Genomic DNA, 15,469 nt, shown 5'->3' on the forward strand with positions numbered 1-15,469 from the left:
GCCTTAGAAGCTCTTAATGAGATTAATAGGAGGTTAACCTATGCAAGATATAATCATTCGACGTGCAAGGAAAAATGAAGCCGAAAAGGCAATTCAGGACCATGTGAAAAGAGGATGCGAAATCATTTTTCCTCTGACTGAGTTCTCAAAACAAGGTAAGACATTTGATCGTGATAGCTACAATCGTAATGTATTTGCTGGACATAATTATTCGTCAGTGTGGATGGCTAAATTAAGAAGGGTGGAAGGTTAATGTTAGATTTAATCGCAATGTACGAGGCACAGAAGGCATTTAGAAACAGGATTGATTACAAAGGTGATGATCGTTATGGAGAGCTTACTCTGGCTCTTCAAGTGGAGCTAGGGGAATGTGCGAATGAACTTCCGAAAGTATTCAAGTTTTGGGCACACAAAGAGAACAACCTACAAGATGCGTTAATCGAATATGCAGATGGGCTTCACTTCATCCTGGATATCGGTCACGAAATATTCTTTGAAGACTTTGACATGATCTACTTGTTGTCTGGAGCAGATAAGGGGCGGCCAATAGCAACCCAGTTCAGATACATCTTTGCTCTCGTATCTAAGTTGGATAAGACGAAAAGTTCAATTACCTTTATCGAGCTACTCTCTGAATATATCGGTCTTGGTGAAATGATTGGCTTTTCCTTTGAACAGGTCGAAGAAGCATTCTATGTGAAAGATGTCATTAACCACGAGAGGCAAAGTGAGTGTTATTAATGGGAGCAAGAAAATACAACAAGTACGGCAACCATAAACAAGTTGTCGATGGACATAAGTTTGATAGCAAAGCAGAAGCAATGTATTACGGCCAATTAAAATGGTTGCTGCAAGCTAAACAGATTAAAGGGTTTAAGATGCAACCGAGATACCTTCTCCAAGAGGGCTTTAAGAAGAATGGGAAGACTTACAAAAAGATTGAATATGTTGCGGATTTTGAAGTAGAAAAATTAGATGGAACAATCGAGATCATTGATATAAAAGGAACAATCACCAAAGAATTTTCAATAAAAAGAAAACTGTTCGAGCGTCAATACATGGATTCTATTAAATTACTAAAATATGACCGAGATAGGGGATTCGTGGAGGTAAGTTAATGGCTAGAAGAATCGTAGAAACGAATGCAGTTAGTCTTGATCGAGAAAAGCTCCAGGTTGTTGTCATCTACGAGGAAGGCATATTGAAGCAGCAGATAAGAAATGAAAATCCATATAGCAAACGGCATGGGGTTATTTTCCACAGTGCCGGGGCTTATGAGTTGAAAGGGTTAGATTACTGATTTTGTATTGTGTTTCCTTGAAAAAAACCTAAGATCATCCCAAGGGTGATCTTAGTTAAAAACTAACTTTGAAATCGGTTCAATGTACTTTACAAACAAATAGAAAAAGACAACACCGGATGCTAAAGCCACAGTAGGAGCGAGTATTTTATTTCGTAAAATGTCCAATCGTAATTTACCTCCAATCGATTTGAATTAAATAAATCTTACCAGAACCAACTATGAAAAAATATGGCAAAACAACAAAAAAGTATTTAGGAGGTTTGGAATGAGAGAAATCAAGTTTCGCGGAATCGAAGTTTTAACTGGTGATTGGGTGACAGGCAGTCATGTGATAACAGGTACCAGGACGCATTATATCCTACCACAAAATTTAATAGGTGCTTCCCTGCAATTTCGAGTTGTTAAAGAAACGACCCGCCAATATACGCACTTGGAATGAAGATTATGGATTGTATGAAATCATCCTTCAAGTCAGCGAGTTTTCTGATACAACGGAAGAATTACTTGGGAATCACTTAGGTGAAGCTGAGGTCATCGGCAATATTTATGAACATAGTAGCTTTCTCTTAGAAAAATAGAACCCATTGGTATAATTATATTATCAAATATATAGGGTGATTTTATGACAAAACGTGTTAAAGGTTTCCAAAAAGGACATCAACATTCAGAAGAAACTAAAAAGAAAATCGGTGATGCTAACAGGAAGCAAATACAATTTAACTGTGAAAATTGTGGAAAACTTTCTTCTGATAAACCATCTAGCTATAAAAAGAAAAAGAGACATTTTTGTTCTATGTTGTGTTATTCAGAATTTAGAAAACACAAACTACCTCTTATTGAACAGCATGCCTATAAAGGAGTGCGCAAAGAGGATGATAGTAAACAGGTCTATCACAAGCGTTATGTCAAAAATAAGCCTGAGGTTATTTCTCATTTAAAAGCTAGAAGGTATGCCAGAGAGCGCGGTGCAGAAGGTAGCCATACACTCGAAGAATGGAAGGAATTGAAGAAGAAATTAAATGATTGTTGTGCTCTTTGTGGTGAGAAAAAAACATTAACGAAAGACCATATAAAGCCATTATCAAAAGGGGGAACAGATTATATCGATAATATTCAACCATTATGTAGAAATTGTAACAGCAAGAAACATAATAAATTTTAACATATACGAAGATCCAGAGTTAATCAATCAAGAAAAATAAAAAGAAGAGCCCAGGCAGTGGCTCTTCGAAGAAATGATAAAAAAAGAGAAATCCATCGTATCCATTATATACTATGTGAATTTCGGTTTAATGATTGGGTGTTTTAATCACCTTTTGAATTAATTAAGAAAAAACAGTTAGAGGTTTACAAGAAATCCAAAAATAAACATTATAAAAATAATATTTACGTACATGGTTGCTATGACTACGCCATAATGAATTTTTTTAAAAAAGAATAGTGAAAACGGAGCTGGAAATAATACGAGAACCAACAATACTATAATAGATTCATTTAAGTAAAGTAGGATAATCATCTCCTTCAAAAAATCAGTGTTTATAGTATTTCTTAATAATTAGAGGTTATGCAACACAAGATAGATTAAGTAAAAAAGAGCCGACTGACTTTGAAGAATTCTTTACACCTTTTCAATTATATGGATCGATATACTGCCACTTTTGAAATAAGTAAATTAAGGAAGCGCAGATAATACAATTAATAAAAATTACAATATGAAAGTGATCATCCATTTTATAAATCCCGAAATATTCATAAAGGTTCATTATTCCAAAAGAAAAGATTGCATCGCTTATAGTGTTAAGGGTGATATAAAGCCAAAAGTTACCGAATGTAAAGTATAAAAATATTGTGGGTAAGACTATGTATATTCCATAGATGAAAGGTGTTGTATTAGTTAAAGGGAAAATTGTTTCAACAACTTCAACCAGATTATATCTTTGATATAGCTGAAATAATATTGTCAAAAGCAAGGCACTCACTAATCCACCTGGAATGAAGGACTTCACCCTTTTGGTATCTAATAAAAGGAGAACAAACCAAGGCAAAATTAACATGGACCATAAAAAAATATGAGTTAGCATATAGACTATACCTCCAACAAAGGATAATAATAATCTAACCTATAGCTCTTTAGCCTATTCATAAAAAAGCTAGGAAGGTTCGTCTGAAGTAAGAAAAACATTTAGTGAAATTATAAAATATGGAGTTTGCGTACGACAAGGAATTCTTATATGGCCATTTGAGAATTTTAGCCTTGTCCAATAATTAGCATATCCACAATTAGTAAAAGTATGTAGGCAATTTTAATTTACACGATAAGCAGGGAGTTAATTAAGGAGGAATAGAGATGGAACAAGTATACCTAAAGCAACTGATTGAACACTTGGAATCACAATTGGATGAACATGGTGATTTACCTGTGTGCTACTGCGATGATGCTTTAATTGGCAAGGAGACAGGATTACCTATACCATCAAAGATTTATTCATATAAATCATACGACCTCTTAAACAGTGATTCTTTAGATGTATTAGATGAGAATTTGTATGATGTTGATTTAGAGAAACCAATTATTAAAGCATAGTAAATTAAAGCAACTAAATGATAGATCAGTTTAGCAATTGAAAGGAGTAGGACAATATAGAAAGCCTACTTTTGTATAAAGAAGGCTTTTAGAACAACTAATAAGTGTTTATTCGGTATTATTTAATTTGCCTTTATAGTACAGGTAATCAACTTTGTTTTTTGTAGCCGTTAATTGGGAAGCTAATATTGCAGTATATATTGTTGTTAGAAGGACAGCTAATACACCAAGTCCTAATACAGAATCATTTTTTAACATAAAATTACACCTCCTTCTAAATTTATCTTTTCTAAATAAGAAGAATTTATACGAAGGATAATTAGTTGATTAGGAGGGGAAGAGGATGCATTGGGAATGTCGATATTGTTATTTTCCAACTACAGTGGAAGGCGATAGGGTTTGTTCATCATGTGGCGCAGAATGGGAAGCAGCAAAAATTCTAGTTGAAGATGATGATTAAGAAACAAAAGGTAGGAGGAGTTAATTTCAATGAATTACACAATAGGCAGCACGCTGATCCACGAGGGTAATAGATTCACAGTTCAAGATATTACGCACCTTGACCAGTTGACCTTTCTCTTTTTCGCAGAGAGTCCTGCTCAGGGGGTTAGGGAAGATTTGATTAAGTGGAATGAAATTACATTAGAGGAGGACAATTATGCCAATAGTTGATATTGATAAAACAAAGCAATTGGAATTTGGATATGGTGATATTGAAGTGGCTGCAGGACTTTTGCAATCTGATGATACAGTCGGTACCGTGTTGTTTTGGAATAACGAGAAGAGAAATGAAATTGGTGCTTATCATGAGTACGGTGAAGATAAAGTTATGAGTGTAGAAGAAACACCAGTACGGATGCTCTTTACAAAAATTGAAAGTATAGATGTTGTTATTGATGCATTAGAGAAATCTAAACAAAAGATGCTATCTAAAGATAAACAAGTAAACACAAGATAGAGAAAGTTTACTACGAAAAGAAAGAGCCCATCCAAGCTCTCTCTAATCGTGTGACCATATTATGGAAGTGGGTAAGAAAATATACCTAAGTAGGCACTGCGGAAGATTTTTAATTCCTTACCCAATAATAATTTATCCATAATTAATAAAAGTATGCATGAAAAATAAATAATTTAACAAAAGAAGAAAATAGCTCATATAGAGGGGTTGATTAAATGAAGAATAGATATGAGACACTTGGCGAGACCACCGTCATCTTCATAAAACGTAGAAACGGTGATGTGTTCAACACATTTATTGATACTTCTGATCTGGAAAAAGTAGATAGTTTCCCAGGTAGTTGGTTTGTAAATTACAACAAAAAGACAGAATCCTATTATGTGATGGGCAACACAAAAAACAAAGAGGGGAAACCTGCTTTGATCGGCATGCATAGATATATTATGGACGCACCAACAGATAGATTTGTGGACCACGTAGACAGGAACACTTTAAACAATAAAAGAAATAATTTGAGAATAGTAACCTTGTCCGAAAACAACCAAAATACAAGGGTTCAAAAAAATAACACATCTGGTGCTAGAGGCGTCACTTGGGATAAAGATAAGAAAAAATGGAGAGCTACTGTCAAATATAGAGGGAAGGTTTATTATTTCGGTTATCACAGAACTGTAGAAGATGCTTCGCTAGCAGCTAAAGAAGGAAGAAAAAAACTTCTCCCTTTTGCAAATTAAAAGTCCCTGCAATGCAGAGACATGACCAGGAATCCCCGGCACCCAATTATATTTTAACATAGGGGGTTCCTGTATGAAAGAAGCTGCCAGCATTAAAAGAATCGAATCGTTGTTAAAAGATTATCATTGGATGAAAAAAGAAGTGGAGCGCCTTGAAAAAGTACTATTTGGATATTCTACACCTATGAAAAGTTGGGGTGTTGCTCAATATGGGATAGAGGCAACTTTGCCAAAAGGAAGCTCTGGAAAAAGCCAAGCGGAGTTAAATAACATGGATTTACGTGAAGAACGTTTATATAACAGGCTAGAGCGACTTAGAGAGAAAGTATATGTTATTGAGTTTGCTGCCGAATTATTGGAAGATGAACGCGATAAAGTCATTTATGATTGTATCCTAGATGGCATGTCATTCCGAGAGATATCTTATCATTTGTGTATATCTAGAAATCAGGTCAAAAAAGCCAAAGAAACCATATTGAACCATTTGAGCCAAAAAAGCCACTTTGTGCATTTGTTGAAACACGAAAAATCGGCATGCTAAAATGGAAGGCAGGACAGGGGAGGCAGTTAAACAAGCTGCTTCCTCTATTTTTGTGCGTTGCTCACCTTTCGGTGATTTTATAGGAGGATTTACCCCGTTTTATGGCGAATTATGTTATAAAAAGGGGAGGATTGCATATGGAGCAGGTGAAACAAGGATTGTGGATTTGTTCTAAATGTGAGGCAGTAATCACAGATTATAATGAGTACCATGACAATGATGGCGTTTGTGATGTGTGTTATTCCATTCCTATTAAAAAACGAAGGGGGCTTTTGAAATGAGAAAAGATCCAGGTGGAGGAAGAATTAAGAAGGACCCAGGTGGTGGCGGCTATCATTCAGATCTAGGTGTAGGAGGTCATCATATTGACCCAGGTTGTGGAGGTATATGATGCTCAATACTATCTTAAGAGACCCTAAGCCAGGAGGACACCATTCTGACCCTCCACGAGGTGGACATCACCAAGACCCAGGTGGTGGAGGATGGAAAAGGAACCCGAAACCAGGAAGTGATTGGCTAGCTTGGATTTCTTGTTTAATTGATCCAGGAGGCGGTGGCAGACAATGGGGAATAAAGTAGGTGGGTAATTAATTTTATTATCAGGAGGATTTACGTTTTGTTCAGATGCAACTAGAAAGGGAGAATAAAAATGAGTGGTTTTAAAGTTAAGGTGTATGCTTCAAATTCACCGAAGGATACTGTGAATGGGCAAAGTTTTAATTTGCCAATAATTCCGAGGGTCGGGGATTATATTGATGTAAAGTATAAACCTGATCCAATAAAGCGCCCTTTGAATAGTGTTGCAGGGGTTTTTGAGGTGAAAAACGTATTCATCCATGAGGCAGACTCAACATATGACGCTCACATCCATGTATTAATTGAAGAAGAGATAGAATAAAATTTAGACCTCAAATCGAGGTCTTTTTTCTTTGTAAAAAAAGACAGGAGGTAGGTGCCATGTAATGAATTGGGAGGAAATAAGGAAAGAATTTGAGACATCAAAAATTACATTAAAGGCGCTTGCTGATAAGCATGATATAAAAATTGGTACTTTGAAGAGCAGAAAAAGCCGTGAAGGATGGTCGAGAGATCCCACTAAAAAGGATGCAACCCAAAAGAAGAAGGTTGCAACCCAATTTACAAAAGATGCAACAAGAAAAAGAAGTGGAAATCCCAATCCTCAAAACCAATTCACGAAACGGAACAAGGCAGCAGAGAAACACGGATTTTTCTCCAAGTTCCTTCCTGCTGAGACATTAGAAATCATGGAGCAAATGCAAGAACGTTCACCTGCTGATTTGATTTATGACCAGATACAGATTCAGTATGCTGCTATCATAAGAGCACAAAAGATAATGTATGTAGAGGATAAAGACGAGATCATAAAAGTGCTCAAAAAGAAAAAGGATTCTGATTTCGCAGAAGAACGTGAATGGGAATATCAATTTGCTTGGGACCGTCATGCAACATTTATAAATGCCCAATCTAGAGCGATGAGTGAGTTGCGATCACTTATTAAGCAATTCAATGACCTTGCTCATGAAGAGGACGAGAGAAGGCTTAAACTTGAACAGATACAGTTAAGCATAGATAAGACTAGTGCCGAAATCGAAAAGATTAGCCATGGTGATGAGGATAAACCGATTGAGATTCTAATCAAACGAAAAGGTGAGCGAACATGATTGAAAAAGAAGTCAATCCTCACTTTGAAGGTTTTATTTTTGATTGGTCACAAAAGTTCTACTTTCTTGTCGGTGGATATGGTTCCAGCAAAAGTTATCATGTTGCTCTCAAGCTAATACTTAAACTGTTAGAAGAAAAAAGAACAGCCTTGGTTGTTCGTGAAGTATACGATACTCACAGAGACTCAACTTTTTCATTATTAGAAGAAATCATAATTGACTTAGAATTGGACCATAAAATTAGGTGTGTTACTTCGCCTATGCAGATTAGATTCCCGAATGGAAGCAAGATCATCTTCAAAGGAATGGATAAACCGCAAAAGTTGAAGTCCATTAACAATATATCCATCGTCTGGTTAGAAGAGTGTTCAGAGGTCAAGTATGAGGGTTTTAAAGAACTGTTAGGGCGTTTACGTCATCCTACTTTCTCGCTTCATATGTTGCTTTCTACAAACCCAGTCAGCAAAGGGAATTGGACCTATAAACATTTCTTCAAAGATCAAGTTAATAATTATTTTCTTTTGGATGATGAAGAACTTTATCAAAAGAAATCAATCGTAATCAACAATACTTATTATCATCATTCTACAGCCGATGATAATTTGTTTTTGCCTGAAAGTTATATAGAACAATTAGAGGATTTAAAAACACATGATCCAGACCTTCACAGAATCGCTCGTAAAGGTCGTTTTGGTGTGAATGGAACTTTGGTATTACCTCAGTTCGAAGAGTGGGAGCATGACGAAGTATTAAAGGTTATAGGTGAGATTAGAAATCCAATAAAAGCAAATGGTATGGACTTTGGTTTTGTTAACTCCTATAATGCATTACTTCGAATGGTTGTTGATCATGATAAGAAATACTTATATATATTTTGGGAGTATTACAAGAATGGGAAAACGGATCCTGAGACAGCAGAGGATATAAAAGAGTTTAAAGAAACTCAAGAATTGATTAAGGCTGACACAGCTGAACCTAAAACGATAAAGTTTTACAAGCAAAATGGTTTTAGAATTAGGGCCGCTAAAAAGTTCCCTGGTTCCCGTACACAAAACACAAAGAAAGTGAAACGATTCAAAAAGATTATCTGCTCTAAAAATTGTCCTAACACTATTAGGGAATTAAAAGACTTAACATTTGCAGTAGATAAAGAAGGAATCATTATAGAAGATGAATTTAATATAGATCCACATACCTTTTCTGCTATTTGGTACGGATTAGACGGCTACGAAGTATCAGACTTAAAAGGCGGATTTGGAGTATTGAAATAAGTAGGTGAAAACATTGTATCCAGAAACGGCTACACATACGGATGAATTAATTTCTTTTATTAAATCTAATAGTCCTAAAACAGTAGATATCATAAAAGAATATATCGAGAAACACGACACCTCTAAAATGGATGAAGGAGTGAGATATTATTTCAATGAATCTGATATTACAAAACGACAGATCTTCACGTATGAAGGGGATATTAAGGTTGTTGATGAAGATGCAACAAATAACAAATTACCCACCGCGTGGCATAAGCGTATTGTGGATCAGAAAGTTGGATATCTGGCTGGTAAACCAATCACTATCGAAAGCAACGTTAGTGAAGACCTCGCCTTAGAAAGGATTATTGAATTATTAGGCGATGATTTTGAAGATATTATTCCAGAGCTAATTAAAAACGCATCGAACAAGGGAAAAGAGTGGTTGCACCCATATATTGATGAAAATGGCGAATTTGATTATATGATTGTTCCTGCTCAGGAATTTATACCAATCTATGATAATACAAAGCGAAAAAATTTAACCGGTGGTATTCGCTTCTATGATCTTGATGACGGCACACGTAAAATTGAACTTTGGGATGACCAACAAGTGACATTTTATGAGGAATCAGATGACGGCATAGTGATGGATGTTACGTATTCCTTAAATCCTCAGTCACATTTCTTTTATGGAAAAGAGGGTTATGGGTGGGGAAAAGTGCCGTTCATTGAATTCAAAAACAACGAAGAAGCAGTTGGCGATTTAGTATTTTACAAACAATTAATTGATGCCTATGAGTTAATAATTAGTGATGTTACAAACACAATAGAAGATGTAGCAGCTTTGATCTATGTCTTAAAAGGTTATGAAGGCACATCACTAGAGGAATTCATGACGAATCTAAAAAAGTTTAAAGCGATCAGTGTATCAGATGAACCCGGATCGGGGGTAGATACAATCCAAGCGGATATTCCAGTTGCTGCCGTTGATAGCCAAACAAAAAGGCTGGCTGAATTAATTTATGATGCAGGGCAAGCAGTTGATACAACAAAAGATAGCTTCGGGCAGAATCCATCAGGTGTGGCTTTACAGTTTTTGTACTCTTTCTTAGACATGAAAGCGAATGTGCTAGAAAGAAAGTTCAATAAAGGCCTTAAGTCGCTGATGTGGTTTATTTGCGAATATCTAGAGATAGCTGAGAATACTCAGGCGAATTATAAAAACTACTCCTTTTCGTTTAACAAGTCTATGATCACTAATGAAACTGAACAAATTGATAATATTAACAAATCAAGAGAGCTTGTGTCAGATGAAACTTTAAGAGCCAAGCATCCATTTGTTGATGATGTTCAACTTGAGCAAGAGAGAGTTGAAAAGGAAAGATCAGCTTATAGCGAGCAACAAGAGTCTCTAGGTGGTGAGGATGAAGATGAACCAACTGGAGATTGAAGAACATCTTGACAAACTTGCCAAAAAGGCAGAATCGAACATTGAAAAAATCTTTAATCGCCGTCTAATGGACATTACAAAAATTTTAGCTGATATGTATGTTAAGTATGCAGACAAAGATGGTGAAATATCGTGGACTGATGTAAACAAGTACAATCGATTAAATAAAGAACTCAAACAGATAAACAGCGTTCTCAATGGAGCGTATAAAGAGATAGTGAAAGTCCTTCAAACATCTACTGAAAACGTCTATCTTGAGGGATATCTTAGACATATGTATCTGTATCAAATGAGCACCGGTTATTCTATGAGAGTTACTTTACCAACAATGGAACTAATCCAACAAATCCTTAAAAATCCAATAGATAAGCTAACGCTCTCGTCGGTTCTTGAGGAACACCGAAACCAAATTATACGTCGCATTAATATCGAGATTGCTCAGGGTATCCAGGCGGGTGAAGGATATGCTGTTATCGCTAGACGATTACAAAACTCAGTCAAGTTTAACCAGCATAAAGCACGTACCGTTGTCCGTACCGAAGCGGGGAGATCTAGGAGCCTTGCCGGAGAAAAATCCGAAGAGCAAGCAGCTAAATATACAACAATAACTGGTGTGTGGCTTTCTGCCTTAGATTTAAAGGTTAGACACGCACACAGGGAACTAGATGGAAAAGAAACAAATGAGCAAGGGTATTTCACTTATAGAGGATTAAAATCCAAGGGACCGCATTTATGGGGCGTGGCATCGATGGATATTAATTGTCGTTGTCTAAAATTAAGAAAAGTAAATGGGTTATTACCCGAGTATCGTCGCGGTCGTGATTACATGGACCCTGATTATCAACAAGAAATCGCTGATCGAACCGAGAAATACATGGTTGATGGATTAACTTACAAACAAGCTTTAAAAAAGGCACAAAAGGAGATAAGTCCACCCTCGACAACAATGCCGTTTACCAGTTTTGAAGAATGGAAAAGTAAATTTGCTAGTTAGGATGAACTTGTCTTTAGCCAATAGACGTAAAACAAGGCTATTTTTTATGTATTTATTCGCAGTTATGCGGTAAATAGCTATCCTATCGTGTTCATAACACGTAAAAACAATGTGAGGAGAATGAAAATGAATAGAGAAGATTTGAAGGCTCTCGGATTAACTGAGGAGCAAATTGAGAAGGTTATGGCAAGTCATGGTAAAGTTATTAACCCCCTTAAGTCAGAGGCAGATAGGGTCAAAGATTTAGAGAATGAGATTACCACATATAAACAACAAATTGCAGACCGAGATACGCAACTGGTTGACCTCTCTAGAAAGGTGGGAGATAACAAGGATTTACAAAACCAGATTAAAGATTTACAAAAAGCAAATGCTGACGCTAAAGAAGAGTCTGATAGTAAGCTTGCTGCACAACGTAAGGAATTCAAGTTGGAATTAGCTTTGAAGGATGCGGCAGCGAAGAATCCAAAGGCAGTTAAAGCACTTCTTGATCAAGAAAAAATTAGTTTAGATGGAGATAATTTGATTGGGTTAGATGAACAGCTTAAGAGTTTAAAAGAGTCAGATGCGTATTTATTTGGTGAAGATGAACCGTCTGGACTAAAAGGAAGACAACCTCACCCTAGTGAACCTAATAGACCGACGCCACAGAATAATCCATTTAGCAAAGAGCATTTTAATCTCACTGAGCAAGGTCGCCTGTTAAAGGATGACCCCGAGTTATACAAAAAATTTAAGGCTTCGGCCAAATAAAAGAAAAGAGGATGATTATATATGGCAATCACTAGATTAGCAGATGTTATTCAACCGGAGATTTTCACACCTTATACTATTCAAGCAACAATGGAAAAATCGGAATTAATCCAGAGCGGTATTATTACAAATGATGAGGAATTCAATTCCCTTGCAGGTGGATCAAATACACTTATTAACATGCCTTTTTGGAATGATCTAGAAAATATTGAATCTCAAGTTATGAGAGATTCAGGGGATATGGATGTTAGCAAAATTACTTCCAACAAAGATATGGCACGCAAACAAGCTCGTACACAAGCTTGGGGTGCTAATGGTCTTTCAGCATTATTAAGTGGAGCTGACCCTGCTGGAGCAATTGCGAGTAGAGTTAGTGCATATTGGGCTCGAGATTTGCAACGTAATCTCCTTGCTACTCTATCTGGTGTGTTCAAAAGTAGCTCAATGTCTGCAAAGATTCATGATATTACAAGCCGTGATGGTGAAGCTGGAACAATTAATGCACGCACTTTTATTGATGCTACTCAATTGATGGGTGATGCGAAGAACTTACTAACAGGAGTAATGATGAACTCTGCAGTAGAAGCTGAACTGATTAAACAAGACTTAATTGAGTATGCGCCGCAATCTGAACAAGGTCGCCCAATCGGTTATTTTCTTGGGAAAAGAGTTATCGTTGATGATTCTCTGCCATTTGACAGTTCTACAGGACAATCAGAGGTTTATATCTTTGGCCAAGGAGCAATTGCACTTGGTAATGGCTCACACCCAGGTATCATCGAAACTGAAATCGTTAGAAATGGGATGTCTTATTCTGGTGAAGAGAATTTAGTTAACCGTCGTATCTTTATCTTGCATCCACGTGGTGTTGCATGGAACGAAGGCGGTGTAGCAAATATATTCCCAACAAACACTGAGCTGAATGTAGGAGCTCGTTGGAACCGAGTTTATGAGCCTAAAGCAGTCCGCATTGTAAAATTCCGTTTTAATACAATTCCTCAGGCTCCAGCAGGATCATAATTTGAGAGGTGATGAGAATGACCAAGAATAAAATCGAAGTAATCAACCATAAAGGTCATAAAATGATTGTTCAGCCGTCTCAAATGCCACCGGGATATAAAAAAATCAAAAAGAAGTTTACTACATCTAAATCAAATGCCAAAGCAGGTGAGTAGATGGACTATTTAATTGATCAGGTATCTTCTATTGCTGGAATCGATAAGGAGAAGCACCAAACATACTTAAGTGTGATGGTGCCAATCTTATTGGAGTATGCAGAGGATTATTGTGGTGCTACATTCGTTGGCTATGATCCACCTGCAGGTGTAAGGCTTTTTATAGGTGAGTCGTTAAGGCACAAAATCAAAGCTGATGGATTATCTAGCCGTTCTATGGGGTCAGTATCTTATTCATACGACACTGACCTCCCAGAAAAGATTAAGCGTAATCTAAAGCCTTACAGGAGAGTGAGATTTCATGCATTACGCTGAGTTTCCTCATAACGTTGCATTCCTTGTAGAAGGGAAAAAGACTCCTGATGGAGGCGGTGGTTGGTTACCAGGAGAATGGGAGACATATGGTGAATCTATTGGTTTTTTGGATACACCGAAATCAGAAGTTATTTACCGTGCTCAACAAGCTAACCACCCGTTTGATAGACAATTGTATTTTCCATATCGTACCGATATAACGACAAAAATGCGTGTAGTATGTGAAGGAGATACTTATGAGTTAGTTGGTAAACCGTTGGATCAAGGCGGTCAGAGTGAAATCATGAGGGTTGATTTGAGGCTGTTAGCTGATGGCTAGAAGTAGTATCAGTATCGGTATAGAGATGGGTGGTTTACGTCAGTTTGATAGAGCGATTGATAGGTTTGAAAAAGAATTTATCATAGAGGTTAAACGAGTTATTACTGAGACTGCTGAATTGATACAAGGTCAAGCCCAGGCATTAGCCCCAACAGGTGATGGCCATTTAAGAAGCTCAATCGAAATTCGTTATTATAATCGAGGGTTATCAGCTGAGATTATAGTAGGTGCTGCCTATGCCATTTATGTTGAATACGGCACAGGAATCTATAGTAGTACAGGAAACGGCCGACGTACCCCTTGGGTTTACTGGTCAGAAAAACTAAATCGTTATGTCTACACTCGTGGTATGAAACCTCAACCATATTGGCAACCAGCTATTGAAGCAGGGAGCCGTCATTTTGAACGTGAATTAGGTAGATTAGGTGCGTGATAGTATGAAAGAAACAGCACTATGGCCATTACAACAAGCGATTTTCAAGTGTCTGAGTGAAGATGCTGATTTAAACGACGTAATTACAGGTGTTTATGATTATGTTAATCAGAATACACCGTTTCCTTATGTGACAGTTGGTGAGCCTACTGTATCACCATTTGAGAGCAAAACATCTTACAGCGAAAACATACCTTGGGTTTTACATTGCTACAGTGACGCACAGGGTAAGCGAGAAACGATGCAAATGCTTAACCTAATGGTAATGGCTCTAACAAAAGAAAATTGGCATGTCGAGGGTTTTAAAGTGTTTAAATTTATGATTGATCCAAATATGAGGGTGCTTAGCCCAGCGGACATTGGTTTTCCTTATCAAGGGATTCTTAATGTCCGTTTTTATATTGAACAGGAGGACTAAAAATGAAGCAAAATGGTAAGGATACTATCCTTTTAATCCAACCGGTTGATGCAACTGTTGGCTCAGATGCACTAGTCGTCGCTGAACAAACAGAAGGTACGTACTCTATCGAGAATGAGTTAGTGGATGAGCAATCTAAAATGGGGCGCATCTTGGCTTATGGTCAGAATAGCGAATCCTTTGAGCTAACTGCTTATGGAGTAAAAAAGGATGCTGGACAATTAGCTGTACTTAATGCGATTAAGCAAAAGAAGAAATTGAAAGTGTGGGAAGTTGACTTAATTGCAAATGAAGAAGGCACTTATGATGCTGTATTTGCTTATTGCTTAGTTGAATCGGTTGAAAAGTCTAGCCCGGGAGATAATTTCATCGAAATTAGCGCGACTCTCCAAGTTGAGGGTGAATCAGTTGAAGGAACCCTTACTGAGTTACCAGAAGGTATTACAAATGCAAGTGCATATGAATTTGAACAACCTGGTGAAACAGGAACAAGCACAGGAGCTTAAGAGATTGGCTAATGCCAGTCTCTTTTATTTGATATGAGGAGGTTTTAT

At 36.9% G+C, this 15,469-nt stretch carries 26 protein-coding genes and 1 pseudogene; 26 read left to right on the forward strand and 1 reads right to left on the reverse strand.

Annotated elements, in window-relative coordinates:
- The first annotated feature begins 40 nt into the window (after positions 1-40).
- The 8 genes and pseudogenes from MKX78_RS08795 (at position 41) to MKX78_RS08830 (ending at position 3,887) form a co-directional block, all read left to right on the forward strand.
- Entirely contained in the window at positions 41-253 is a 213-nt protein-coding gene (locus MKX78_RS08795; RefSeq protein WP_341050562.1) for a hypothetical protein, read from the forward strand.
- Positions 253-741, forward strand: a complete 489-nt coding sequence (locus MKX78_RS08800) for a dUTP diphosphatase (protein WP_341050563.1) — start codon at positions 253-255, stop codon at positions 739-741. Before MKX78_RS08795 ends, MKX78_RS08800 begins: the two co-directional genes overlap by 1 nt.
- Positions 741-1,112: pseudogene (locus tag MKX78_RS08805) on the forward strand (DUF1064 domain-containing protein); the annotation flags it as partial. The gene MKX78_RS08800 and the pseudogene MKX78_RS08805, both read left to right, overlap by 1 nt.
- Before the next feature lie 5 nt (positions 1,113-1,117).
- Positions 1,118-1,300 carry a hypothetical protein gene (locus MKX78_RS08810; RefSeq protein ID WP_341050565.1) on the forward strand — a complete coding sequence of 61 codons (183 nt, stop codon included), beginning with the start codon at positions 1,118-1,120 and terminating at the stop codon, positions 1,298-1,300.
- Between the two features lie 268 nt (positions 1,301-1,568).
- Positions 1,569-1,742, forward strand: coding sequence for a hypothetical protein (locus tag MKX78_RS08815; protein ID WP_251163166.1), 174 nt, complete (start codon positions 1,569-1,571; stop codon positions 1,740-1,742).
- Between the two features lie 10 nt (positions 1,743-1,752).
- On the forward strand, positions 1,753-1,881 hold the full coding sequence (locus tag MKX78_RS08820; RefSeq protein WP_285840944.1) for a hypothetical protein: 129 nt from the start codon (positions 1,753-1,755) through the stop codon (positions 1,879-1,881).
- 44 nt (positions 1,882-1,925) lie between these two features.
- Complete coding sequence (locus MKX78_RS08825; RefSeq protein ID WP_251163167.1) at positions 1,926-2,465, forward strand: HNH endonuclease; 540 nt, start codon at positions 1,926-1,928, stop codon at positions 2,463-2,465.
- 1,185 nt (positions 2,466-3,650) lie between these two features.
- Positions 3,651-3,887, forward strand: coding sequence for a hypothetical protein (locus MKX78_RS08830; RefSeq protein WP_322910557.1), 237 nt, complete (start codon positions 3,651-3,653; stop codon positions 3,885-3,887).
- Positions 3,888-3,995: 108 nt separating this feature from the next.
- On the opposite strand, the gene MKX78_RS08835 is transcribed toward MKX78_RS08830, so the two are convergent.
- On the reverse strand, positions 3,996-4,145 hold the full coding sequence (locus MKX78_RS08835) for a hypothetical protein (protein WP_322910556.1): 150 nt from the start codon (positions 4,143-4,145) through the stop codon (positions 3,996-3,998).
- Positions 4,146-4,545: 400 nt separating this feature from the next.
- Here MKX78_RS08835 and MKX78_RS08840 point away from each other — a divergent pair, with 400 nt between their 5' ends.
- The 18 genes from MKX78_RS08840 to MKX78_RS08925 all read left to right on the forward strand — a co-directional run bounded on the left by MKX78_RS08840 (position 4,546) and on the right by MKX78_RS08925 (position 15,421).
- Complete coding sequence (locus tag MKX78_RS08840) at positions 4,546-4,845, forward strand: hypothetical protein (protein ID WP_322910555.1); 300 nt, start codon at positions 4,546-4,548, stop codon at positions 4,843-4,845.
- Positions 4,846-5,060: 215 nt separating this feature from the next.
- Positions 5,061-5,579 carry a hypothetical protein gene (locus tag MKX78_RS08845; RefSeq protein WP_322910554.1) on the forward strand — a complete coding sequence of 173 codons (519 nt, stop codon included), beginning with the start codon at positions 5,061-5,063 and terminating at the stop codon, positions 5,577-5,579.
- A 73-nt stretch (positions 5,580-5,652) separates the two neighbouring features.
- Positions 5,653-6,120: a sigma-70 family RNA polymerase sigma factor gene (locus MKX78_RS08850; protein WP_095371164.1), complete on the forward strand. Its 468-nt coding sequence runs from the start codon at positions 5,653-5,655 to the stop codon at positions 6,118-6,120.
- Between the two features lie 137 nt (positions 6,121-6,257).
- Entirely contained in the window at positions 6,258-6,401 is a 144-nt protein-coding gene (locus MKX78_RS08855) for a hypothetical protein (RefSeq protein WP_157733841.1), read from the forward strand.
- 109 nt (positions 6,402-6,510) lie between these two features.
- Positions 6,511-6,699, forward strand: a complete 189-nt coding sequence (locus MKX78_RS08860; RefSeq protein WP_341050571.1) for a hypothetical protein — start codon at positions 6,511-6,513, stop codon at positions 6,697-6,699.
- A 70-nt stretch (positions 6,700-6,769) separates the two neighbouring features.
- Complete coding sequence (locus MKX78_RS08865; RefSeq protein ID WP_341050573.1) at positions 6,770-7,018, forward strand: hypothetical protein; 249 nt, start codon at positions 6,770-6,772, stop codon at positions 7,016-7,018.
- Between the two features lie 64 nt (positions 7,019-7,082).
- Complete coding sequence (gene terS / locus MKX78_RS08870) at positions 7,083-7,802, forward strand: phage terminase small subunit (protein ID WP_341050574.1); 720 nt, start codon at positions 7,083-7,085, stop codon at positions 7,800-7,802.
- Complete coding sequence (locus MKX78_RS08875; RefSeq protein WP_341050578.1) at positions 7,799-9,073, forward strand: PBSX family phage terminase large subunit; 1,275 nt, start codon at positions 7,799-7,801, stop codon at positions 9,071-9,073. Before terS ends, MKX78_RS08875 begins: the two co-directional genes overlap by 4 nt.
- Positions 9,074-9,086: 13 nt before the next feature.
- Complete coding sequence (locus tag MKX78_RS08880; RefSeq protein ID WP_341050581.1) at positions 9,087-10,508, forward strand: phage portal protein; 1,422 nt, start codon at positions 9,087-9,089, stop codon at positions 10,506-10,508.
- Entirely contained in the window at positions 10,489-11,502 is a 1,014-nt protein-coding gene (locus MKX78_RS08885; protein WP_341050584.1) for a phage minor head protein, read from the forward strand. The genes MKX78_RS08880 and MKX78_RS08885 overlap by 20 nt, the downstream gene beginning before the upstream one ends.
- A gap of 126 nt (positions 11,503-11,628) precedes the next feature.
- Positions 11,629-12,255 (forward strand): phage scaffolding protein, encoded by a 627-nt coding sequence (locus tag MKX78_RS08890; RefSeq protein ID WP_341050585.1) that lies wholly within the window; start codon positions 11,629-11,631, stop codon positions 12,253-12,255.
- 21 nt (positions 12,256-12,276) lie between these two features.
- A complete protein-coding gene (locus MKX78_RS08895; protein ID WP_341050587.1) occupies positions 12,277-13,275 on the forward strand; it encodes a major capsid protein in 999 nt (332 codons plus the stop codon).
- 17 nt (positions 13,276-13,292) lie between these two features.
- Entirely contained in the window at positions 13,293-13,430 is a 138-nt protein-coding gene (locus MKX78_RS08900) for a hypothetical protein (RefSeq protein WP_341050590.1), read from the forward strand.
- Positions 13,431-13,745, forward strand: coding sequence for a phage head-tail connector protein (locus MKX78_RS08905; RefSeq protein WP_341050592.1), 315 nt, complete (start codon positions 13,431-13,433; stop codon positions 13,743-13,745). It abuts the gene before it with no gap.
- Positions 13,732-14,064, forward strand: a complete 333-nt coding sequence (locus tag MKX78_RS08910; protein WP_341050595.1) for a phage head closure protein — start codon at positions 13,732-13,734, stop codon at positions 14,062-14,064. Before MKX78_RS08905 ends, MKX78_RS08910 begins: the two co-directional genes overlap by 14 nt.
- The gene (locus tag MKX78_RS08915; protein WP_341050597.1) at positions 14,057-14,497 is read left to right on the forward strand and encodes an HK97 gp10 family phage protein; all 441 of its coding nucleotides are present in this window, start codon (positions 14,057-14,059) and stop codon (positions 14,495-14,497) included. The genes MKX78_RS08910 and MKX78_RS08915 overlap by 8 nt, the downstream gene beginning before the upstream one ends.
- A gap of 4 nt (positions 14,498-14,501) precedes the next feature.
- Entirely contained in the window at positions 14,502-14,915 is a 414-nt protein-coding gene (locus MKX78_RS08920; RefSeq protein ID WP_341050599.1) for a DUF3168 domain-containing protein, read from the forward strand.
- Between the two features lie 2 nt (positions 14,916-14,917).
- Positions 14,918-15,421: a phage major tail protein, TP901-1 family gene (locus tag MKX78_RS08925; RefSeq protein ID WP_341050601.1), complete on the forward strand. Its 504-nt coding sequence runs from the start codon at positions 14,918-14,920 to the stop codon at positions 15,419-15,421.
- Positions 15,422-15,469: the final 48 nt, after the last annotated feature.

Source organism: Cytobacillus sp. FSL R5-0569, from assembly GCF_038007265.1.
GTDB lineage: Bacteria > Bacillota > Bacilli > Bacillales > Cytobacillaceae > Cytobacillus > Cytobacillus kochii.